This window comes from Burkholderia sp. E168m22 (assembly GCF_001319805.1).
Taxonomy (GTDB): domain Bacteria; phylum Pseudomonadota; class Gammaproteobacteria; order Burkholderiales; family Burkholderiaceae; genus Burkholderia; species Burkholderia orbicola.
Genome location: NZ_BBSK01000120.1, coordinates 1 through 20,641, shown reverse-complemented (window position 1 = coordinate 20,641; position 20,641 = coordinate 1). Strand labels below are relative to the sequence as shown.

21 protein-coding genes are annotated in these 20,641 nt (G+C 68.3%); 7 read left to right on the top strand and 14 right to left on the bottom strand.

What is annotated here, in order from left to right; genetic code table 11:
- Positions 1-110: 110 nt before the first annotated feature.
- The gene (locus tag AP428_RS28215; RefSeq protein WP_011548949.1) at positions 111-1,181 is read right to left on the bottom strand and encodes a rhodanese-like domain-containing protein; all 1,071 of its coding nucleotides are present in this window, start codon (positions 1,179-1,181) and stop codon (positions 111-113) included.
- Positions 1,182-1,468: 287 nt separating this feature from the next.
- Between AP428_RS28215 and AP428_RS28210 the strand changes: the two genes are divergently transcribed.
- Positions 1,469-2,374 (top strand): HTH-type transcriptional regulator ArgP, encoded by a 906-nt coding sequence (locus AP428_RS28210; RefSeq protein ID WP_011548948.1) that lies wholly within the window; start codon positions 1,469-1,471, stop codon positions 2,372-2,374.
- Between the two features lie 159 nt (positions 2,375-2,533).
- Positions 2,534-2,746, top strand: coding sequence for a DUF1059 domain-containing protein (locus AP428_RS28205; protein WP_006480352.1), 213 nt, complete (start codon positions 2,534-2,536; stop codon positions 2,744-2,746).
- 104 nt (positions 2,747-2,850) lie between these two features.
- Here the strand turns inward: AP428_RS28205 and ltaE are convergent, their stop codons facing one another.
- The 3 genes from ltaE to AP428_RS28190 all read right to left on the bottom strand — a co-directional run bounded on the left by ltaE (position 2,851) and on the right by AP428_RS28190 (position 4,872).
- Complete coding sequence (gene ltaE / locus AP428_RS28200) at positions 2,851-3,864, bottom strand: low-specificity L-threonine aldolase (RefSeq protein ID WP_011548947.1); 1,014 nt, start codon at positions 3,862-3,864, stop codon at positions 2,851-2,853.
- A gap of 116 nt (positions 3,865-3,980) precedes the next feature.
- The gene (locus AP428_RS28195) at positions 3,981-4,532 is read right to left on the bottom strand and encodes a YMGG-like glycine zipper-containing protein (protein ID WP_011548946.1); all 552 of its coding nucleotides are present in this window, start codon (positions 4,530-4,532) and stop codon (positions 3,981-3,983) included.
- Between the two features lie 13 nt (positions 4,533-4,545).
- Positions 4,546-4,872 carry a hypothetical protein gene (locus AP428_RS28190; RefSeq protein ID WP_012339266.1) on the bottom strand — a complete coding sequence of 109 codons (327 nt, stop codon included), beginning with the start codon at positions 4,870-4,872 and terminating at the stop codon, positions 4,546-4,548.
- A 469-nt stretch (positions 4,873-5,341) separates the two neighbouring features.
- On the opposite strand from AP428_RS28190, the gene AP428_RS28185 reads away from it, so the two are divergent.
- Genes AP428_RS28185 through AP428_RS28175 form a run of 3 tightly spaced genes read left to right on the top strand, consistent with a single transcriptional unit; the run spans position 5,342 to position 7,942 of the window.
- Positions 5,342-6,754 carry a cytochrome ubiquinol oxidase subunit I gene (locus AP428_RS28185; protein ID WP_011694879.1) on the top strand — a complete coding sequence of 471 codons (1,413 nt, stop codon included), beginning with the start codon at positions 5,342-5,344 and terminating at the stop codon, positions 6,752-6,754.
- 29 nt (positions 6,755-6,783) lie between these two features.
- Positions 6,784-7,791: a cytochrome d ubiquinol oxidase subunit II gene (cydB, locus tag AP428_RS28180; RefSeq protein WP_011548943.1), complete on the top strand. Its 1,008-nt coding sequence runs from the start codon at positions 6,784-6,786 to the stop codon at positions 7,789-7,791.
- Positions 7,763-7,942, top strand: a complete 180-nt coding sequence (locus AP428_RS28175) for a hypothetical protein (RefSeq protein ID WP_011548942.1) — start codon at positions 7,763-7,765, stop codon at positions 7,940-7,942. Before cydB ends, AP428_RS28175 begins: the two co-directional genes overlap by 29 nt.
- A 122-nt stretch (positions 7,943-8,064) precedes the next feature.
- Here AP428_RS28175 and AP428_RS28170 read toward each other — a convergent pair whose 3' ends face one another.
- The 8 genes from AP428_RS28170 to AP428_RS28135 all read right to left on the bottom strand — a co-directional run bounded on the left by AP428_RS28170 (position 8,065) and on the right by AP428_RS28135 (position 14,507).
- Complete coding sequence (locus AP428_RS28170) at positions 8,065-8,349, bottom strand: helix-turn-helix domain-containing protein (protein WP_006480347.1); 285 nt, start codon at positions 8,347-8,349, stop codon at positions 8,065-8,067.
- A 14-nt stretch (positions 8,350-8,363) separates the two neighbouring features.
- On the bottom strand, positions 8,364-9,680 hold the full coding sequence (locus tag AP428_RS28165) for a type II toxin-antitoxin system HipA family toxin (protein WP_011548941.1): 1,317 nt from the start codon (positions 9,678-9,680) through the stop codon (positions 8,364-8,366).
- A gap of 120 nt (positions 9,681-9,800) precedes the next feature.
- Positions 9,801-9,995, bottom strand: coding sequence for a YqaE/Pmp3 family membrane protein (locus AP428_RS28160; RefSeq protein ID WP_006480346.1), 195 nt, complete (start codon positions 9,993-9,995; stop codon positions 9,801-9,803).
- A gap of 121 nt (positions 9,996-10,116) precedes the next feature.
- Positions 10,117-10,572, bottom strand: coding sequence for a TIGR00725 family protein (locus tag AP428_RS28155; protein WP_085962325.1), 456 nt, complete (start codon positions 10,570-10,572; stop codon positions 10,117-10,119).
- Between the two features lie 76 nt (positions 10,573-10,648).
- Positions 10,649-11,479, bottom strand: a complete 831-nt coding sequence (locus tag AP428_RS28150) for an ABC transporter permease (protein WP_011694880.1) — start codon at positions 11,477-11,479, stop codon at positions 10,649-10,651.
- 10 nt (positions 11,480-11,489) lie between these two features.
- The gene (locus tag AP428_RS28145; RefSeq protein WP_011548938.1) at positions 11,490-12,578 is read right to left on the bottom strand and encodes an extracellular solute-binding protein; all 1,089 of its coding nucleotides are present in this window, start codon (positions 12,576-12,578) and stop codon (positions 11,490-11,492) included.
- A gap of 26 nt (positions 12,579-12,604) precedes the next feature.
- Positions 12,605-13,648: an ABC transporter ATP-binding protein gene (locus AP428_RS28140; protein ID WP_011548937.1), complete on the bottom strand. Its 1,044-nt coding sequence runs from the start codon at positions 13,646-13,648 to the stop codon at positions 12,605-12,607.
- A 7-nt stretch (positions 13,649-13,655) separates the two neighbouring features.
- Entirely contained in the window at positions 13,656-14,507 is an 852-nt protein-coding gene (locus AP428_RS28135; protein ID WP_041489454.1) for an ABC transporter permease, read from the bottom strand.
- A gap of 160 nt (positions 14,508-14,667) precedes the next feature.
- Between AP428_RS28135 and AP428_RS28130 the strand changes: the two genes are divergently transcribed.
- The gene (locus AP428_RS28130) at positions 14,668-15,564 is read left to right on the top strand and encodes a LysR substrate-binding domain-containing protein (RefSeq protein ID WP_011548935.1); all 897 of its coding nucleotides are present in this window, start codon (positions 14,668-14,670) and stop codon (positions 15,562-15,564) included.
- Between the two features lie 105 nt (positions 15,565-15,669).
- On the opposite strand, the gene AP428_RS28125 is transcribed toward AP428_RS28130, so the two are convergent.
- The gene (locus AP428_RS28125) at positions 15,670-17,346 is read right to left on the bottom strand and encodes an alkaline phosphatase family protein (protein ID WP_011694882.1); all 1,677 of its coding nucleotides are present in this window, start codon (positions 17,344-17,346) and stop codon (positions 15,670-15,672) included.
- 250 nt (positions 17,347-17,596) lie between these two features.
- Here AP428_RS28125 and AP428_RS28120 point away from each other — a divergent pair, with 250 nt between their 5' ends.
- A complete protein-coding gene (locus tag AP428_RS28120; protein WP_011548933.1) occupies positions 17,597-17,818 on the top strand; it encodes a hypothetical protein in 222 nt (73 codons plus the stop codon).
- Between the two features lie 68 nt (positions 17,819-17,886).
- Here AP428_RS28120 and AP428_RS28115 read toward each other — a convergent pair.
- A partial coding sequence (locus tag AP428_RS28115) for a DUF748 domain-containing protein (RefSeq protein WP_054928428.1) occupies positions 17,887-20,641 on the bottom strand: 2,755 nt, incomplete at its 5' end.

Genomic DNA, 20,641 nt, shown 5'->3' with positions numbered 1-20,641 from the left:
GTTTCGGCGCCACGTCGTGCGGCGCCACGTGATCGGATACCTTGACGACGAACGGCGCCCGGCCGTTTCGACATCGGTCCGACATTTTTTTCGAGGGACTGCCTGGGCCGCTACGATCGGCCGTCCATCACGACACGCCCTTCGGCGCGCCAGCGCAGCATCCCGCCGCCGAGGTTCGCGACCGCGTCGAAGCCGGCCTTCTTCAGGATCACCGTCGCCTGCGCGGAGCGCCCGCCGGCCCGGCACACGGTCACCACCGGCCGGTCGTGCGCGATTTCGCCGATGCGCGCGGCCAGTTCGCCGAGCGGGATCGGCGTCGCGCCGGGCAGATGGCCGAGCGGGCCCGCGAATTCGTCCGGCTCGCGCACGTCGACGACCTGCACGGCCGGCAGATGATCCTCGAGCCATTGCGGATCGATTTCCCAGAAGCCGGCGAACGTATAGACGAGCGGCGCCCAGTCGGCTGCCGCCTGCGCATCGGGCGCGTTCGCGGCGACGCCGCACTGCAGGTTCGCCGGCACCGCGACGTCGATCTGGCGCGGATGCGCGAGGCCGAGGTTGCGCATGTAGCCCGCGAAATCGTCTTCGCTGAGATCGCCGCCGAGACGCGGGTTGAAGCGCCGCTCCTCGCCGACGCTCGTCACCGTGAGCCCCCGATAGTCGTGCGCGGGATACAGCAGGCACGCGGCCGGCAGCGTGAAGAGCCGGCCGTGCACCGCGCGATACAGCGCACGCGGGTCGCCCTGCTGGAAGTCGGTGCGGCCGGTACCGCGGATCAGCAGGCAATCGCCGGTGAACGCCATCGATTCGTCGTCGAGCACGAGGCTGATGCAGCCGCTCGTGTGGCCGGGCGTCGCGCGCACGGTCAGGTAGCGCGGGCCGAATGCACAGCGGTCGCCGTCGTTCAGGTAGCGGTCGGCGCCGTGCGCGCCGCTCGCGGCCGAGATCGCGATCGCGCTGCCCGTGCGCTGCTTCAGCAGCCACGCGCCCGTCACGTGATCGGCATGCACGTGCGTATCGACGGTCGCGACGAGCCGCAGCCCGAGTTCGTCGAGCAGCGCCGCGTCGCGACGCACCTGCTCGAACACGGGATCGATCAGCAGCGCCTCGCGCGATGCGGGGTCGGCGAGCAGATACGTGTACGTCGACGATTGCGGATCGAAAAGTTGCCGGAAGATCATTGCTTTATGGCTCCGTCGCTTGTTCTTCAGTGGGGTGTAGTCGGATCGGCATACTGCATATCCTCGTCGGGCACCGTCGGCATGACGACCTCGCCGCCACGCGGGCGGCGTCGCGCACGTTCATATAGCCTAGATCAAAATGCCCGCATCGCCGCGCATCCCCTACGCGGTGCGCGATTCCGACGACGAATCGCGCACCGCGGGACGATTCGCCGCGCCGGGACCGCATCGCACGCTGCCTTACACTACCGCCTGTTCTCGTCTCCGATCACAGGAATGCTCCCGACATGTCGATGACGATCGATCCGAAGCAGGCCGCCGCGCTGCTGGCCGTCGCCGACACCGGCAGCTTCGAGCAGGCGGCCGTGCGCCTGCACGTGACCGCGTCCGCCGTCACGCAGCGGGTCCGCGCGCTGGAGGCGAGCCTCGGCACGCCACTCGTCTTGCGCACGCGGCCGTGCCGCCCGACGGTGGCCGGGCAGCGCGTGCTGCAGCACCTGCGCCGCGTCGCGCTGCTGCAGGCCGACTTGCAGAGCACGCTCGCGGCCGAGCGCGAATCGCCGATCTCGGTCACGATCGCGCTGAACGCCGACAGCCTAGGCACGTGGTTCCTGCCCGCGCTGACGTCGGTGCTCGCCGGCGAGCGAATCCTGTTCGAGCTGATCGTCGAGGATCAGGATCACACGTTCGCGCTGCTCGAAAGCGGGATGGCGGTCGGCTGCGTGACGACCGAGCCGAAGCCGATGCGCGGCTGCCTCGCGACGCCGCTCGGCACGATGCGCTACCGGCTGCTCGCGGCCGCCGCGTTCGCGGTGCGCTGGTTTCCGCGTGGGCTGAACCGCACGAGCGCGCGCCACGCGCCCGTCGTCGCGTATTCGCGGCGCGACACGCTGCAGTCGTCGTTCCTGAAGGAGAAGTTCGGGTTGCCGGACGGCGCGTACCCGTGCCATTACGTGCCGGGCACCCATTCGCACTTCGCGGCGGTGCGGCACGGGCTCGGCTACGCGATGGTGCCCGAGCCGCTGATCGGCACCGCGCCGCTCGATGCGCAGGGGCTCGTCGATCTCGCGCCCGCGCATCCGACCGACGTCACGCTGTACTGGCACGCGTGGACCGTGCAGTCACCGACGATGGCGTCGCTGTCCGAACGGGTGGTCGAAGCGGCGCGGCGGTTGCTCGCACCGTTGCCGTAACGCGCCGGCAGTCGCGCCGGCGATCGACACGGCCGGCCCGGTACGCACTCCGACGAGAAAGTCGGCCGTGCCGCCTATACTTTTTCCATCGGCCTCGCGAACGCGCCGCGCGGCCGATCATCCCGATCCGGCCGTTCCCTTTCATGTGAGGAGAACATCATGTCCCGCCGCTATATCGATTGCCGCGAGTTTCCCAGCGCGATGCATTGCTCGGTCGCGATTTCCGCCGACTCCGACAACGAACTGCTGGAGGCCGCCGTGCAACACGCGGTCTCGGTGCACCAGCACACCGACAGCGCCGAACTGCGCACGCAGTTGAAATCGCTGTTCCACGACGGCACGCCGCCCGCCGACACGCCGCGGCAGGCGTAACCCGCCGGCACGGCACCGATCGACCGACGACGCGCCGCGTCAACCCTCCGCGTCTTGCGTCATGCCACGTCGCGCCGGCCCGTCGCCGGCCGGCGCATTCCGCTTCACGCGCGACGCTGCGAGAAATACTCGCCGACCTCGCCGAGGAACGTGTCGATGTCCGCGCGCGACACGTCACAATGCGTGACGAAGCGCGACGCGTACAGCATCTGCGTGAGAATCCCGCGTTCCTTCAGCCACGCCTCGAGCGGCGCGCAATCGGCTTCGGGGAATTGCGCGAACACCATGTTCGTCGCGTGCGACAGCACCTTCACGCCGTCGATGCGCGCGAGGCCGGCCGCGAGATGCGCGGCGTTCGCGTGATCGTCCGCGAGCCGCTCGACGTTGTGATCGAGCGCATACAGGCATGCCGCCGCGAGAATGCCCGACTGCCGCATCCCGCCGCCCAGCACCTTGCGCCAGCGCTGCGCGCGCTCGATCAGCGCACGGCTGCCGACCAGCACCGAGCCCACCGGTGCACCGAGCCCTTTCGAGAAGCAGATCGACACGGTGTCGAACGGCGCGCACAGCTCGGCGATCGGGCGCCCCGACGCGACGGCCGCGTTGCACACGCGCGCGCCGTCGAGGTGCGTGGCCAGCCCACGGCTGCGCGCGAACGCAACGGCTTCCTGCACATAGCCTTCCGGCAGGACCTGGCCGCCGATCGTGTTTTCGAGCGCGAGCAGGCGCGTGCGGGCGAAGTGATTGTCGAGCGGCTTGATCGCCGCGGCGATCTTCGCGAGCGGCAGCGTGCCGTCCGGCGCGTTCTCGATCGGTTGCGGCTGGATGCTGCCCAGCACGGCCGCGCCGCCGCCTTCGTACTTGTAGGTGTGCGCGAGCTGACCGACGATGTACTCGTCGCCGCGCTCGCAATGCGACATCAGCGCGGCCAGGTTGCTCTGCGTGCCGCTCGGGAAGAACAGGCCGGCTTCCTTGCCGGCCCGCTCGGCCGTCACCGCCTGCAGGCGCAGGACGGTCGGGTCGTCACCCCAGACGTCGTCGCCGGTTTCGGCGGCGGTCATGGCGGCCAGCATCGCCTGGCCCGGACGTGTCACGGTATCGCTGCGTAAATCGATCATCGCTGTGCCCTGAGTGAACGCGGGCCGGCCTTCCTGCGCCCGGCCCCGCCGAAAACGAGACTCAGAGTGTACGCAATTCACGCGGCATGTGCCGAGCGATACGCCGCGATCGCGCGTCAATATCGCGGCGGCGGCGGCTGGACGCCCGCCGGCGGCATCGGCGGCGCCGCGCGCGGCGCGGTGCCGTATCCGCCGCCGCCATATCCGCCGCCACTACCGCCGCTCATCCCGCCCGGCACCGGCACGCGATTGCCGGTCGCATACATGCACTGCAGATACGCGTAGTCGTAGCGGCGCTGGACGTCATAGGCCGAGCCCTGCGCGGCGCCCGCGCCGACGACGCTGCCCGCGAGCAGCCCCGCGCCCGCGCCGACCGCCGCGCCGGTGCCGCCGTTGAACGCGGCGCCGGCCGCCGCCCCGAGCGCGGTGCCGACGGCCGCGCTGCCGACCGCGCTCGCGGTCGACGCCTGCCCGGCGCTCACGCCGCCCGATTGCTCGAACGCGTACTGCCGGCAACTGCCGTCGTCGGCACGGAACTGGTCGAACGACTTGCCGGTGCCCGGCAGCGCCATCACGCTCGGGCCGGTCGGCAGGTAGGCGCACGCACCGAGCAGCGCGGCGAGCGACAGTACCGCCGGCACGCGCAGCGGTCGAAATACGGTTTTCATCGTTGCGCCTCCGTCACTGCGGCCGCGCCGGCACCGAGCGCCAGCCCGACTTGCAGGTCTTCACGTACGGGTAGTAATGCTTCGACGCGTCGCAGTAGTACCAGAGGTTCGCGTCGCCGTTGTCCTGCGGCTGCCCCTGCTCGACATACTCGGGCGGCGGCGGCGGAGCGACCGGCACCGCGACGACGGGTGGCGGGTAGTAGTAAGGCGCAGGGACGACCGGGGCGTAATACGGGTAGCCGGGGCCGATATAGACCCCGACCCGGGCGGCATGCGCCACGCCGCCCGTCGCGACCGCCACCGCAGCCGCCGCGCCCAGTGCGAGCTTCAATCCATTCACGTCACGTTCTCCGGCTGGCCGGTTCGCCGATGCGAACCCGGCATCCCGAACGCTACGCCGCACGCGATCCGGCATCCATTACGAGCGAGCGCGCGAATGTTGCGCGACGTTACCCGTGTGACAAACGGCCCCGCCCGTCCGGACGGTCGCGTTACGCGCTAACGGATCGAAACCGATCGCCGTCCCGGCATGCGGTTGGCGCATGCGCAAAACCGTTCCAATGACGCGACGCGCCATATTGACGCACGTGCGTCAGACCGCCACGCCGCGACCGCACGCACTGCGAACGACCTTCTTGATACGAATCAACGATTTATCCCGAAATCGCGCGCGACGGGCTGTACATCTGCGACGAGTTGGCGCATTTCGCGGTGCAACATCACGGCCCATACTCCAGCCAACCCCGACGCCTGTCCGCCGGGGTCCGCCGGCACCCGCCGGCGGGTATCGTCAGCTTCGGTCATCTGGTATGGACACCGCACTTTCGGCCCTCGATCTGGCCCGCCTGCAATTCGCGTTCACCGTCTCCTTTCACATCGTCTTCCCGGCGCTGAGCATCGGCCTCGCCAGCTTCATCGCCGTGCTCGAATATCGCTGGCTGAAGACCGGCAAGCAGTACTACAAGACCCTCTGCCTGTTCTGGTCGAAGATCTTCGCGGTCGCGTTCGGAATGGGCGTCGTGTCCGGCGTCGTGATGAGCTATCAGTTCGGCACCAACTGGTCGGGCTTCTCGAGCTTCGCCGGCGCCGTCACCGGCCCGCTGCTGATGTACGAGGTCATGACCGCGTTCTTCCTCGAGGCCGGCTTCCTCGGCATCATGCTGTTCGGCTGGAACCGCGTGAGCCCGCGCGCGCACTTCGGCGCGACGCTGATGGTCGCGATCGGCACGCTGATCTCGACGTTCTGGATCCTCGCGTCGAACAGCTGGATGCAGACGCCGCAGGGCTTCGAGATCGTCGACGGCCGCGTCGTGCCGACCGACTGGTTCGCGATCATCTTCAACCCGTCGTTCCCGTACCGCCTGTTCCACATGGCGATCGCCGCGTTCATCGTCGCCGCGCTCGTGGTGGCCGCGACCGGCGCGTGGCACCTGCTGAAGGGCCGCCGCGACAAGGGCGTGAAGAAGATGTTCTCGATGGCGCTGTGGCTGCTGCTGGTGCTCGCGCCGCTGCAGGCCGTGATCGGCGACCAGCACGGCATCAACACGCTGAAGCACCAGCCCGCGAAGATCGCCGCGATCGAGGGGCTGTGGGAAACCGAGAAGGGCGGCACCGCGCTCAACCTGTTCGGCATTCCGGACATGCAGGCGGAAACGACCCGCTACGCGGTGAAGGTGCCGCACCTCGGCAGCCTGATCCTCACGCACAGCTGGGACGGCGAGATCCGCGGGCTGAAGGACTTCCCGCCGCAAGACCGCCCGAATTCGACGGTCGTGTTCTGGAGCTTCCGGATCATGGTCGGCCTCGGCTTCGCGATGATCGGCCTCGCCGCGCTCGCGTGGCTGCTGCGCCGCCGCGGCCGCCTGTATGAATCGAAGTGGTTCCAACGCTTCGCGCTCGTGATGGGCCCGACCGGTTTCGTGTCGCTGCTCGCGGGCTGGGTCACGACCGAAGCCGGCCGCCAGCCGTGGGTCGTGTATGGCGTGATGCGCACCGCGCAGGCCGTGTCGCCGCTGTCGGTGCAGCAGGTCAGCCTGTCGATGATGACGTTCGTGATCGTGTACTTCCTCGTGTTCGGCACCGGCGTGTACTACATGCTGAAGCTGATGAAGGCCGGCCCCGCGCTGCCCGACGTCGAGCACGACGATAAACCGGACACGCGCCCCGATCACACCGCGCGCCGCCCGATGTCCGCCGTCGACGAGCTGATCGAGACCGTCTGAGCCTACCCCATTCGCAAACGAGAAAACCTATGGACGTCACCGTAATCTGGGCCGCAATCATCGCATTGGGGCTCTTCATGTACGTCGTGCTCGACGGCTTCGACCTCGGCATCGGCATCGTCTTCCCGTTCTTCCCGGACGAAAAGGAACGCGACCTGATGATGAACACGGTCGCGCCCGTGTGGGACGGCAACGAGACGTGGCTCGTGCTCGGCGGCGCCGGGCTGTTCGCCGTGTTCCCGATCGTCTATTCGACCGTGCTGTCGGCGCTGTACCTGCCGCTGATCTTCATGCTGGTGTGCCTGATCTTCCGCGGCGTGTCGTTCGAGATCCGCGCGAAGGCGCGGCGCACGAAGCAGCTGTGGGATCTCGCGTTCATCGGCGGCTCGGCCGGCGCGACGCTGTTCCAGGGCATCGCGCTCGGCGCGTTCCTGCAGGGCATCGACGTGAAGGACGGCGTGTACGCGGGCGGTGCGTTCGACTGGCTCACGCCGTTCAGCCTGCTGACCGGCCTCGGCCTGATCGTGACATACGCGCTGCTCGGCTGCTGCTGGCTCGTCGCGAAGACCGAAGGCGACCTGCAGCGCCGCCTGCATCGCGTCGTGTGGCCGCTGACCGTCGTGCTGCTCGGCTTCATCGCGATCGTCAGCCTTTGGACGCCGCTGCAGGACCCGGCCATCGCGCAGCGCTGGTTCGAATCGGGCCTGTTCTGGCGCCTGCTGCCGGTGCCGTTCCTGGTCGCCGCGTGCGCGGTGTGGATGCGCCGCGCGGTGCGCGACCGGCACGACATGACGCCGTTCGTGCTCGCGCTGGCGCTGGTGCTGCTCGGCTACGTCGGCCTGCTCGTCACGCTGTTCCCGTATGCGATTCCTCAGACGATGACGATCTGGGAAGCGGCGGCGCCGCGTTCGAGCCAGACCTTCACGCTGGTCGGCGCAGCGGTTATCCTCCCGATCATCATCGCCTACACGACGATGGGTTATTGGGTATTCCGAGGCAAGGTGCGCCATGAAGACCAGCATTACTACCACCACTGATTCCACCGCCGGCCAGCCCGAGGCGCCGCGGCTGCGGATGCGCGGCTGGATGTGGTTCGTCGTTCTGTGGGCGGGCGGCGTGGTCGGCGCCGTCACGCTCGGCTATGCGTTCAAGATCTTCATGAACCTGACGCTGTTTGCGGTGAAGTAGGCGGAGCGGCCGCCCGGTCGAACGATGGACCGGGCGGCCGTTTTGTCGTTGGGCCGCGGCTTCGGCTGGCTGCAGCAAGCGCCGCAATAACGAGGGACCCGCGGACGACACGTCCCGCCCGGCTATGGGCTCTGTCGCACCACACCCAATTTAAGCCCCAGCATGCCGAAGATGCGATTCATCGTCTGTACCGTCCCGTCGCTGCGACCCTGCTCGATATCTTGAATCGTCTTGGTCGACACGCCGGCCAGCTTGGCCACTTCGGCACTCGTCAACCGCATCGTCTTCTTCAAATGACGCACCGATTCGCGCAGCGTCCATTCAGGGTGTGCAAGAACCTCCTCGACCGCTTGCCGCCGCAGTGCGAGCTGCTCGGGAAGCGGCATCGTGTTATAGCGTTTGTCCATGGTGCCATCCCCGCTTAGCGCAGCGCATCCAGTTCGCGCGCAAACCGCTCCAGGCCCGGTTTAAGAAAGGCATGCACATCGGGCTCCAACCCAAGATCCGTTCCTTGATCGGCGATCTCCTGTAGGCGCGGTGCCATTGCCCGCAGCCGCGTCTGCAGTGCATCGCGATCAAGCTCGGGGCGCTCGCTCCCCGCCCAGGATTCGCTCGACCGGACCACCGTGTCGAGCACTCTCGCCCAGTCCGGCCGGCCACCGTCATTTCCCTCCCAGCGAATGCGTCGGGCAATGCCATCGGGATGCAGATACATCGGCGCAAAGTCGAAAAGCGGCGTCAACGCAATGCGCCCTTGGAAATCGCGTTGCAACGCGGTGTTTCGCGCATGATTGTCCTTATTGCCCAACGCAAGATTGGCGACGTCGCGACACAAGTACTCCGCAACCTCGGCCTGGGGATCGGTACATTGCCGTACGAGATGCGCGCATACCTCGTCGTGACTCGGCACGACGCCGAAGCCGGCTTTGCCCGTCAACGAAGCAATGCTTTCCTGGGCGAACCGGACAACGCCGTCACCCACTCGCGCGCGATCGAACCGCGGAATGAACAGCGCCCGATCACGCAGCGTCAGCGGTGCATGCACGCGCAGACCGAGACGCCGGGCCAACGCCATGTAGGGTGCTTCGTGGCGCAGAATCTGTGCAAGACGCTCGTTGCTGCCGCGTCCGAACTTGACGATGTAGTGTGCAACCGCACGCTCGTCGGGCAGCGTGTGATCGAGATAGAGCAGCCCATCGTCGGCGCGGGTCAGCAATAGCTTCGGCCATTCACCCTGCACGCCGGAAGAGCCTGCAACGAAGAATCCGTGTTCGGCGAGATACTCGCTGAATGCGTCTCCGCGCATGGCCACTTCGTCGTCCGTGAAACCGTGCTGCGGCCCTTGTCGCTCGGCGAGCCACTGGGCGGCTTCCTTGATTCGCAGATTGCCGATCGAATTACCGGCTCCCGCCAGCAGTAAGGGCCAGTCGGCTCGCTCCTCCGCCGTTTCCGGCAAATCGAGGCGGCGCAACAGTTCCTGGCGACCGAAACCCTGGGGCAACAAATCGATCAGGAAAACCGGCCAATGGGATGTCACCAGCGGCTCGAGTTCGACGGGAAAGGTGCACGACATCGCATGCGCATCGCGCGCAGCCTGATGACGGACGATCCATTCAACGCCGTAGCCCGAGTAGGCGCGAGCGCGCCATCCTTCGTCAGGCTCGCCGAACAAGATGACGCTGCCGATGTCGTGCCAGTGACCGGCGGCGTGAAGCTGAATGGTGCAGGAATTCGTCATTTCGGCAAAAATCTATACATATCATGCCCCCTCGATATGAATAAAATATATAAATTTCTACCGAAATGCAAACTACTCGGCCGAACTACCCCGAAAGAGTTCTGATGCGCTCATTGCGCCTCAGCCCCGCCCGCGCAACGCCGCGTCGATCTTCCGATCGGTCTTGTACTGACTCAGCGCGTACACCGACCAGATCGCGGCCGGCAGCCAGCCGATGATCGTGAGTTGCAGGAGCAGGCAAATGATCCCGGCGATCGGGCGACCGATCGTGAAGAACTGGAACCACGGGAGCAGCAGGGCAAGCAGTAGGCGCATGAACGATCCTCTCGGTACGTCGTTGAACGGGTGACACCCGGCCAATATGGCGGGTTGCGCGCCCCGTTTCAAGCCCGCGCACGATGCTCGCCGGGCAAAGCCCTGTGCCGACGCCCGCGCGCTACGCGAAATCGGCCAGCCATTGCGCGACCCGCAGGACGAGCCCGTCCGCTTCGTCGAAGCACTCGACGCCCGCGACCTGCGGCGCACCGCAGATCGTGAACACCGGCTTGCCCCACTGCAACCCGAGCGCGATTTCGGACAGCGTGCCGAGCCCGCCGCCCACCGCGATCAGGCACACCGACGCACGCGCGACCAGCGCATTGCGCGTGATGCCGAGCCCGGTCGGCAGCGCGACGCTCAGGTACGGATTCGCCAGCGTCGCATCGTCTTCGGGCAACAGCCCGATCGCGCAGCCGCCGGCCGCGTGCGCACCGCGCGCGGCGGCCTCCATCACGCCCTGCTTGCCGCCGCCGACGAGCGCGATACCCGTGGCCGCCACCGCATGCGCGATCCGCTCCGCGACCCGCATCTGTTCATCCGTCGCATCGCGCGGGCCGATCACGCCGACCGGCATCCGGTGCCGGTGCGTGCCGCGTTGCCGTTGCGCGAGTCGTGCGAGCGCGTCGCGTGCCGGTTCGGACCACGCGCATTCAATGACGTCGTTGGCGAACAAGACCTTCCCCTAGTGCCAAAACGCAGGTACAGATGGCCGTCAGCACGATCGACAGCACGGCCGCCTGCGAGAAATCGGTTTGCCCGTCCGACAGCTTCAAATACATCAGCAGCGGCAGGATGTTGATCTGCGTACCGGCCAGCGCGAGCGCCGTGCCGTACGTGCCGAGCGCGATCGCGGTCACGAGGCACCATGCGGATGCGACCGACGGCCACAGTTCGCGCCACGCGACGTCGAGCCATGCGCGCCACGGTCGCGCGCCGAGCGTCAGCGCCGCTTCGAGCGGCCGCCGGTCGAGATTCGCGAGCGTGGGATAGATCATCAGCGCGACGCGCGGGATCAGGTAGTACGCATAGGCGACCGCGAGCCCCGGCATCGTATAGATCGCGCCGCCGACCACGGTCGGATCGGCGCCCAGCGCGGCCAGCAGCGTGGTCACGAAGCCCGCGCGGCCGAATGCGAGGATGAACCCGTACGCGATCACCAGCCCGGAAAACGCCAGCGGCACGCCGAGCAGCGCGAGCGACCAGTGGCGACGGGCCGGCGACTGTCCGGCGAGCGCGAATGCGACCGGCACGCCGACGGCGACCGACAGCGTGCCGGCGCCCACCGCCAGCGCCAGCGAGCGCGCGATCGCATCCGCGACGAGCGGATCGCGCCACACCGCCGCGAACGCGCGGCCGCCGCCCGCGCATGCCACATCGACCAGCGCGGCCAGCGGCAGCACGAAGCACACCGCGAGCAAGGCCACCGCGGGCAGCGCGCCGAAGCGGCGCAGCACGCCGCGCTCGGGTAAGGACGCCTGCATCCCGTGCTCCTTACTGGCCGAGCGTGGCCTGCGACCACAGCTGGTCGACCTCGGCCTTGCGTGCCGCCGCCTTCGCGACATCGAGCGGGCGCACCTGCGGCGCGTTCGGCAGCTTCGCCGCGACGTCCGCCGCGACCGGCGTGCCGGGCACCGCCGGGCGCACGTAGCCTTGCGCGAACAGCGCCTGCCCGACGTCGCTCATCACGAGGTTGAGCCAGAGCTGCGCGGCGGACGGATTCGGGCCGTTCTTCACGAGACTCATCGCATAGGGCGCCGACACGCTGCCGTCCTGCGGAATCACGACGTCGGCCGCCTCGCCCATGCCGTCCGCGTACTTCGCCTTGAGGCCGTCGTTCTCGTAGCCGATCAGGATCGGGATCTCGCCCTTCACGAACTTCGCGTACGGCGTCGTGCCCTCGACGCGCAGCACGTTGCCGGCCTGCTTCAGCTTGCCGAAGAAGTCGGCGCCCGGCTTCGGGTTCTCGACGCTGCCGCCGTTCGCATAGGCCGCCGCGAACACCGCGACCTGGCCCTGCCCGGTCGAGCGCGGATCGAGGTAGACCACCGCGTTGCGGTACTCGGGCTTCAGCAGGTCGGACCAGCGCTGCGGCACGTTCTTGACGAGCTTCCGGTTGACGAGGAACGCGATGTTCAGCGAATGCACGGCGAACCAGCGGGCGTCGGCCGCGCGGAACACGCCCGGCAGCTTGTCGAAGTTGATGGGCCGGAACGGCGCGACGACGTCCTTGCCCGCGGCGTCGAGCGCCGACGCCGCGAAGTAGTACGCGGTATCGGCCTGCGGGCGGCGGCGCGACTTGTCGAGCGCGACGACGGTCGCGGCCGAGCCGATGTCGTTGTAGGTGATCTCGACCTTCGGGTAGCGCTTGCGGAATTCGGCGAACAGCGCCTTCCAGTTCGCCCACTCGGGGCCGGTATCGAACGACACGACGAGCCCTTCGTCGGCCGCCTTCGCGTACAGCGCGTCTTCGCCCGGATACAGCGGCGCGGCCTGCGCCGCCGCGCAGGAAAGCGCCGCGAGCGCGCACAGCGCGAGCACGCGGGCGCGCATGGCCTTCACAAGAGGGGAGCCTGCAAACATCGTGAATCTCCGTTGAACGAAAGGAATCAGTGCGCGTCCGGCGATGCCGGCAGCACGAGCAGATGGCAAGGGTCGATCGCGATGCTGCGCGAGGCGGGCTCGCGCCCCTCGCACAGCAGCACGTCGGCCGAGCCGTCCGGAATGAAGTCGTAGCGCTGCGTCGCGCCGAAGTAACGCACCTCGCCGCGACGGCCGTCGATGCGGTTGGCGCTGTGTTCCGGCGGATCGGCCTGCACATGCTCGGGCCGCACCAGCACCGCGACCTCCGCACCCGGCCGATGCGTGCCCGTGTCCGCGCGCAGCGTCGCGAAGCGCACGTCGATTTCGCCGTGCGCGAGCACACGCCCGCGCAGCAGCGTCGAGTGCCCGACGAAGCGCGCGACCTGGGCGGTCGCCGGGCGCTCGTACAGGTCGCGCGGCGTGCCGGCCTGCAGCACGCGGCCGCCGTCGACGATCGCGACGCGGTCGGCCATGCTCAGCGCCTCGTCCTGGTCGTGCGTGACGAACAGCGTCGTCGCGCCGCAAGCGCGCTGCAGCCCACGGATCTCGTCGCGCAACTGATGACGGATACCGGCATCGAGCGCCGCCAGCGGCTCGTCGAGCAGCAGCAGCTTCGGCTCGATCACGAGCGCCCGCGCGAGCGCGACGCGTTGCTGCTGTCCGCCGGACAGCATCGCGATGCCGCGCGTCGCGTGCGCCGACAACCCGACCCGCTCGAGCATGTCGAGCGCGCGCCGGCGCCGGACGTCGGCCGCGACGCCGCGCATCCGCAGCCCGTACGCGACGTTGTCGACGACCGACAGGTTCGGGAACAGCGCGTAGTGCTGGAACACCATCCCCACCTCGCGCCGCCACACGGGCACGCCGGCCACGTCATCGCCGCCGATCGCAATGCGGCCGCGCCAGCCGTCGAGCAGCCCGGCCGCGAGCCGCAGCAACGTGGATTTGCCGGACCCGCTGCGCCCCATCACCGCGAGCAGTTCGCCCTGCGCGGCGGACAGCGTGACGTCGTCGACGCCATGACGGGCGCCCGGATACTGGAAACTGACGTGTTCGAATTCGAGACTCATGGATGACTCACTTCAGACGTTGCACGGTGCCGACGGACACGAGCGTCGCCAGCACGGCGAGCACGAGCAGCACGACGGTGGCGGCGCACGCCATCCCCGTCGCGCCGTAGAACGCCTGCAGCAGCACGATCGGATAGTTCCGGTAGCGAAAGCCGGCGATCAGGTTCGAGATCTGGAATTCGCCGATCGACAGCGCGGCCACCATCACGAGGCCGGAAAACAGGCTGTGCCGCAGGTTCGGCAGCACGATCGTGACGAACTGGCGCAGCGGCGTCGCACCGAGCGTCGCCGCGCAAGCTTCGAGCCGCGCGAGGCCGAGATGCCGCAGGTCGCCGAGCAGCGTCTGCAGCAGATACGGCAGCGTCAGCACCGCGTGCGCCGCGATCATCAGCGGCAGCGTGCCGAGCCACGGCAACGTGTCGCCGCTGAAGATCGCGATGTAGCCGAAGCCGAGCGTCAACGCCGGCACGGCGACCGGCATCAGCATCACGACGCGCGTCGCGAATCCGCCGCCGGCCTGCGCACGATGATGCAGCGCATACGCGAGCGGCAGGCCGATCACCGCGTTGAGCGCGCAGCACGCCAGCGCGACGATGAAGCTCACGCCGAACGCGCGCGTGAAGCTCCGGTTCGCGGCCAGATCGGCGAACCAGTGCCCGGTGACGCCGGCGGGCAGCAACGTGTTCGTCCACGATTCGCCCACGGCACCAACCAGCAGCAACGCGATCGGCAACAGCAGGTAGAGGCCGAACACCGCGAGCAGCGCCTGCAGCAGCAGGCGCCCGACGCGCGGCCGGGCCGGTTTGTTACGACGAATCGGAATACCGTCGGCCGGAGCCGGGGTGGTTGACGCAGGCATGAATACACTCGCTGACGATCGGAAAAACCTCGCGCAACGCCCGCCGGACGGGCCTGCATGCGTTGTCGAAGCCGGCGCAGTGTGCGGTTTCGACATGGCATCGTCATGAAAAAAACGTAAAAAGCGCGCATCGACCTGTGCAAGGACGGAACAGCCCGCGATGAAGCACCTGTATCCGAACGTGGCGGAGCTGCATGCCTTCGCCACGTCCGCGAAGTATTTGAACTTCTCCTATGCGGCCCGGGAACTGGGCCTGACGCCGAGCGCGGTCAGCCGGCAGATCGCGAACCTCGAGGCGCTGTTCGGCGTGAAGCTGTTCGTGCGCGAGGGGCGCGGCCTCGCGCTCACTCGGGCGGGCCAGGTGTATCACGCGCGCGTCGTCGGGCCGCTGCGCGAAATCGGCAACGCGTCGATCGAACTGCTGAGCGCACGGGAGAACAGCGACCTGCTGACGATCGCGAGCGTGCCGACGTTCACGACCAAGTGGCTGCTGCCGCGGCTCACGCGCTTTCTCGCCGCCGCGCCGGGCGTCACGCTGAGCTTTCGCCGCCATCTCGCGCCCGGCGACGTGTTTCCGTTCGGGCTCGACGCGGCGATCCGCTACGGCGACGGCGGATGGGAAGGCGTGCGAAGCGACTATCTGGGTGGGCGGACCTTCGTGCCGGTCTGCTCGCGCGAATTCGCCGACCGGCATGCATTGCATGTGCCCGCCGACGCGGCGGCGGCGCCGCGCCTCGTGCACGAGCAGGCGGAGATCGCGTGGTCCGCGTGGGCGGAACGTCATCGCGCGACGCAGATGAACGCGCTGGCCGGGCCGCGCTTCGAGCAGTATTCGGTGCTGATCCAGGCGGCGCAGGCCGGGCTCGGGATCGCCCTCGTGCCGCGCTTCCTGATTCTCGACAATCTCGCGGCGGGCACGCTGGTCGAGCCGTTCGACGCACCGGTCGACGTGGACGCGCAGGGGCACTACCTGTGCTACGCGCCGGAGCGCCTCGACACGAGCGATGCGTTGCGGCGCTTCAGGGAATGGATGCTGGACGAAGCGGCGCGCGCGTAAGGCGGCACGGCGCCGCCCCGGAAACGAGTGGCGCGCACCGCCGCACGGCTGCGCGCGCCGCTTGCCGGCCGGACACCGCCTCACGGCGGCATCCGGCATACCACGTCAACGCCCGATACCGAGCCCCGGCAGCACCGGCGTGTTCTCGGCCACGACCGCCTGCAGCAGGCGCGGATCGGCGCCGAGCAGCGCGAGGATCGTCGGCGCGACCTGCTTCGTGCCGACGAGATCGTTCACCGTGCGCGCACGATGAATGCCCGGATACGACACGAGCAGGCCGAGGTGGCTGTCGTCCGGCGCGTTGCCGCCGTGCTCCTCGTCCTTCTTCGTGCTCGACGTATAGATCACGCCCGGATTCGGCTGGACGACGATGTCCGGCGTGCGGCCGTTGGCCGGATCGCCGAAGCGGTCGGCCAGCGCCGCGCCGTACAGCACGTACGCCTGCGGGCCGTCCGCGCAGATCCCCGGCGCGTTGCAGCCGAGATTCGCCTTCAGCGTCTGCACGACGGCCGTGCGCTGGCTGCGGTCGCGCAGCCAGATCAGGCCGACGTCGTCGGTCTGCACGAAGCCCGTGCCGACCAGGCCCGAACCGTCGTTCAGGTTGCCCGTCGTCGTGTTGTTCTGGCCGAAGTTGCCGTTCGGATCGAGGAAATTGTTCGCTTCGAGCAGCTTCGTCAGCGTGTCGCCGTTCTTCACCAGCTTCGTGTGATCGCTCGGCGACTGGCCGTGCTTCGACGTGACGATCACGGCCGTCGACGAATACAGGTTCGCCTGCTTCAGCGCCGCGACGACGTGGCCGATCGCGTCGTCGACATACGTGATCGCGTTCGCGACCTGCCCGTTCGGCGTGAAGTCGGCGTCGAGATAGCCGCCGCCCTTCGCGACCGGCGCCTTCTGCGCGACGCTCAGCGTCTGGAAGTTCGCACCGAACAGCGTCGGCACCGGCGCGGTCTTCGTGCCGGTCGAATCGCGGCCGCCGATCTGGCGGATCAGCGCCTGCACGTGCAGGTTGTCGAAGCGCGCGGTATGCGAGTAGACGTCCGTATAGTCGGTGTTGGTCGCCGGGTCGATCGAATTGATCTCGGTGCGCATCAGGTCGTCGACGCCGGTGCCCGACGGGCCGTTCAGCCAGTCGTAGCCCCACGCGTGCTTGTCGGCCCACGCGGTGCGCGCATTCGGCACGCCGGCCTTCACGGCCTCGAACACCGTGTTGGTCTTCACGTAGTCGTGCGGGTAGACCGGCACGCACTGGCCGTTGACCTTCGCATGCGGGATCGCCTGCGGATTGAACGCGCCGCCGCCGTCGAGGTGCACGAGCGCGCCGCCGTTCTGCGCATCGATGCCGGTCGTCTCGTCGAACACGACGTTCCAGCCCTGCTTGCCCGAGCACGTCGTGTCGCTCGGCGCGTACAGGTTGCGGTCGTACGACACGTCGTAGAACAGGCCGGCCGTCTTCGGCGAGCCGCCCGTCACCAGTGCGGCGAGGCCGGGAAACGAATCCGACAGCCCCGGCGTGTACGCATTCGCGTACGTCACGCCGCTCTTCGCGAGTACCGCGAGGTTCGGGCACGTATTCGCGCCGATGCAGCGCGCCAGATCTTGCTCGTGCAGGCCGTCGATGCTCAGCAGCAGCACGTGCTTCACGACGCGGCTCGGCCGGCCGTTGCTCTCGCCCTGAGCGTTACCGTCCTGTTGCGCCGCATGCACGCCCGCGCTTGCGAGCGCCAGCGCGCCCGCCGCCATCACCGCCATGTTTCGTTGCTTGACGAACCTGGAAATCATCACCCCACCTCATCGATTGATGTTGAACTGCGTGACCTGCCATCAGGCGCGCAAAATATCGCCGGGCCATGCGGCGGTCGGATGAAGCGGGGCTTTCTGTTCTCTGTCAAACGTAACCAATCGCAAATGACATGAAGGGGTCGCAATCCGCGGCCCTCGCGTGCGCCGGCCCGTGCGACGGGATTTTTTTCGACTTGGCCCGCGACTATTGGCGTGTGATAAAGGGTTTTCCCTGACCCGGAGCACGACTATGTCAACCCTGGAAGCTCTCCGGTTCGTGCTGGACGATGCACGTACCCCCGAAATCATTCGCCATCACGTCGTCGACGCGCTGCAGTACGCGTTGCGCAATTACGGACAGGTGTTTACCGCGAAAGAAGTCGAATGGCTGACGCAGTGGGACGACGCGCGTCTGCCGCTGGCCGCGAGGAAGGAGCTGGACAAGCGCGAACCGGCGATCGCCGGACGCTGAAAAAAAGCCGCCACGCCCGACGGGTGCGGGCACGGCGGCGGATGAGGGATGACGGGCGGCGGTAACGCTTACTGCAGCCCGAAGTCGACGCGGGTCGTCGCGCCCTTGTCCGAGATGCCCTTCGCGTCGAGCTTCGGCGCGACGACGAACATGCGGCTCGAATCGATCTTGCCGTCGAGATACTGGCGCACGGCCTGCGCGCGCTGCTGCGCGAGCGCACGCAGCGCGTTGTCGTCGGCCGGCGCGTGATCGGCGAGCGCCTGCTTCATGTCCGCATCGGGCAGCGTCTTCTGCAGGCCCACCAAGTTGCGCGGCTTCTTGAAGTCGGCGGCCTTGTAAGCGCGCGTCAGGTACTTCGAGTATTCGGCCTTGTCGACCTTCACCGACATCGGATCGATGCTCTCGCCCTGGCCGACCACGTCCTTCAGCTTCTGCTGGCGCACCAGCCGCTCGACGTACGCGTCGCGCAGGCCCGGCGTGTCCTGCGCCGGATCGACGCGGCCGATCAGGTCGAGGCGGATCGACGGCTTCTCGGTTAGCATCTTCACCACGGTGTCGAGCTTCTTCTGCTGCGCGTCGGTCAACGCGTACGAGCCCGGCGCGAACTCGACGTAGCCGAGATCCTCGCCGCCGCTGCCGCCGAACGCATTCGCGAGCAGCGTGAACGGCGACGTGACGGCCTTCGCGATCAGGTTCAGCACCGCGTGCCAGATCAGCCCGCCGACGCTGAACTCCGGATTCGACAGCGAGCCCGACACCGGCAGATTCACGTCGATCTGGCCGCGCGTGTTCTTCAAGAGCGAGATCGCGAGCTTCACCGGCAGCTTCGTCGCGGTGTCGTTCTCGACGCGATCGCCGAACGTCAGCTGGTCGATGAAGATGTGGTTGTTCGCCGACAACTGGTCGTTCGCGAGCTGGTAGTGCAGGTCGACGTTGAGCTTGCCCTTCGTGATCGGATAGCCCGCGTACTTCGCCGAATACGGCGTCAGGTTGGTCAGTTCGATGTCGTGCGCGGTGGCCGTGAGGTCGAGCGCCGGCTTCTCGATCAGCGGGTTCACCGAGCCCTTGATCGAAATCGGCCCGTTGCCCGCGAGGTTCGCGGCGACGTCGACCGGCGCGGACGTCGTCGAATCCGTGCCGAACGCGCCGACCGTGCCCTTGATCGCGACGAGGTTCGCCGTGTAGTTCGGCTTGATGAAGTTGTCCGTGTACGTGACGCGGCCGTTCTGCAGCAGCAGTTCGCCGAAGTGCATCCGCACCGGGTTCTGCGGCTGCGGCGCGGCCTTCACGACCACCGTCGCCGACGCGGCGGCCGGCACGGACGCCTGCTGCGCGGCCGCGGCCGAGGCGGCCTGCGCGGCGGCCGGCGGCGTCACGCCCGGCGACAGCGGCACCGGCTCGCCCTTGCTCGCGTCGCGCGTGAGCGACTGCGCGGGGCCCGTCTCCTTCGCGACCACGTCCTTCAGGTTCAGCCGGCCCTGCGCGTCGAGCAGCACGCGGCCGTAGAAGTTCGAGAACGTCACGCGCGCGGCGTCGACGTCGGTGCCCTTCTCGTCGTAGTTCGCCTTCAGGTTCGACAGCGCGAGCGAGCGCCAGCCGGCGAACGGGTCGGAAGTCGCCTTGTCGAGCATCCGCACGTCGACCAGCGCGAGGTCGCCGCGATAGGTCGCGCGCGGCGTGTCCTTCACCTGCGCGAACGTCAGGTTGCCCTGCGCGTTGAGCAGCGCGCTCGCGATCGTCGCGTTCAGCGCGCTGCCGAAGTATGGCTCGAACGCGGCCGCATCGAGGCGGTTGCCGTTGATCTTCAGGCCGAGCTTCAGCGGCTGCGCGGTCACGTCGCCCGACACGTTCAGCGAGCCCTTGCGGTTCAGCGTCGCCTTCAGCTGCACGGGCAGCGGCTTCGTCAGGTCGTCGCTCACCTTCTGCACCGACAGCTCCAGCGGCTTGATCGCCAGCTTCACCGGGCGCGGCGTCGACAGGTCGGTGAAGTTCGCGGACGCCTCCTTCACGTTCAGCGCCTCGATCCGGTAGTGCCACGACGGCGCGGCGGCCTGGGCCTTGCGCGCGACCGTGCGCGGCGGCACCGCGGCTTGCGCGGGTTCGGCCAGCGCCGCGAGGTCGATCTTGCCGTCCTTCAGGCGCTTCACGTCGAGCGCGAGCCCGCTCGTGTCGACGCTCGCGATCTCGGCGGTGCGCGCGGCGACGTCGATCTTCGCGATCTTCGCGCTCGCGTCGGGCAGCACGATCGCGGGCGCCTTGTTGTCCGGCGCGGCGATCTTCAGCGACTTGAGGCTGACCGTGCTGTCGGCGACTTCCGCGGCGAGCGGCGTCTTGCCCCAGTCGGTCTTCGCGTTGACGGTCGCGCCGAGCGTTCCGTCGAGCACGCGCGCGCGCGTCGCCTCGCCGAGATACGGCTGCAGCGCCGGCAGCGCGAGCGCGGCGACCGTCAGCTTCGTGTCGGCCTGCTTCGCGGCGAGGTTGAACGCGCCTTCGGCCTTCACGTCGCCGCCGCGCGACAGCGACGTCGACAGCGTGTACTTGGCGGGCGTCTTGCCCTGCAGCGAGAAGCCGTCGAGCGTCGCGGCGAGCTTCGTCAGCGACAGCGCGGTCGGCGTCGCCGGCACGCGGTCGTCGACGTTGATCGTGCCCCCGTCGATCGCGACATGGCGAATCGTCAGGTCGAGCGGCGGCGCGGCCTTCGCGGCGGCGCTTCCTTCGGCCTTCGCGCCGCTGGCGGCGGCGACGGTGGCGCCAGACGCGGCCGACGCACCGGAAACGGCGACGGCCGACGCGCCCGGCTTGCCGGCTGCGGCCTGCGCGCGG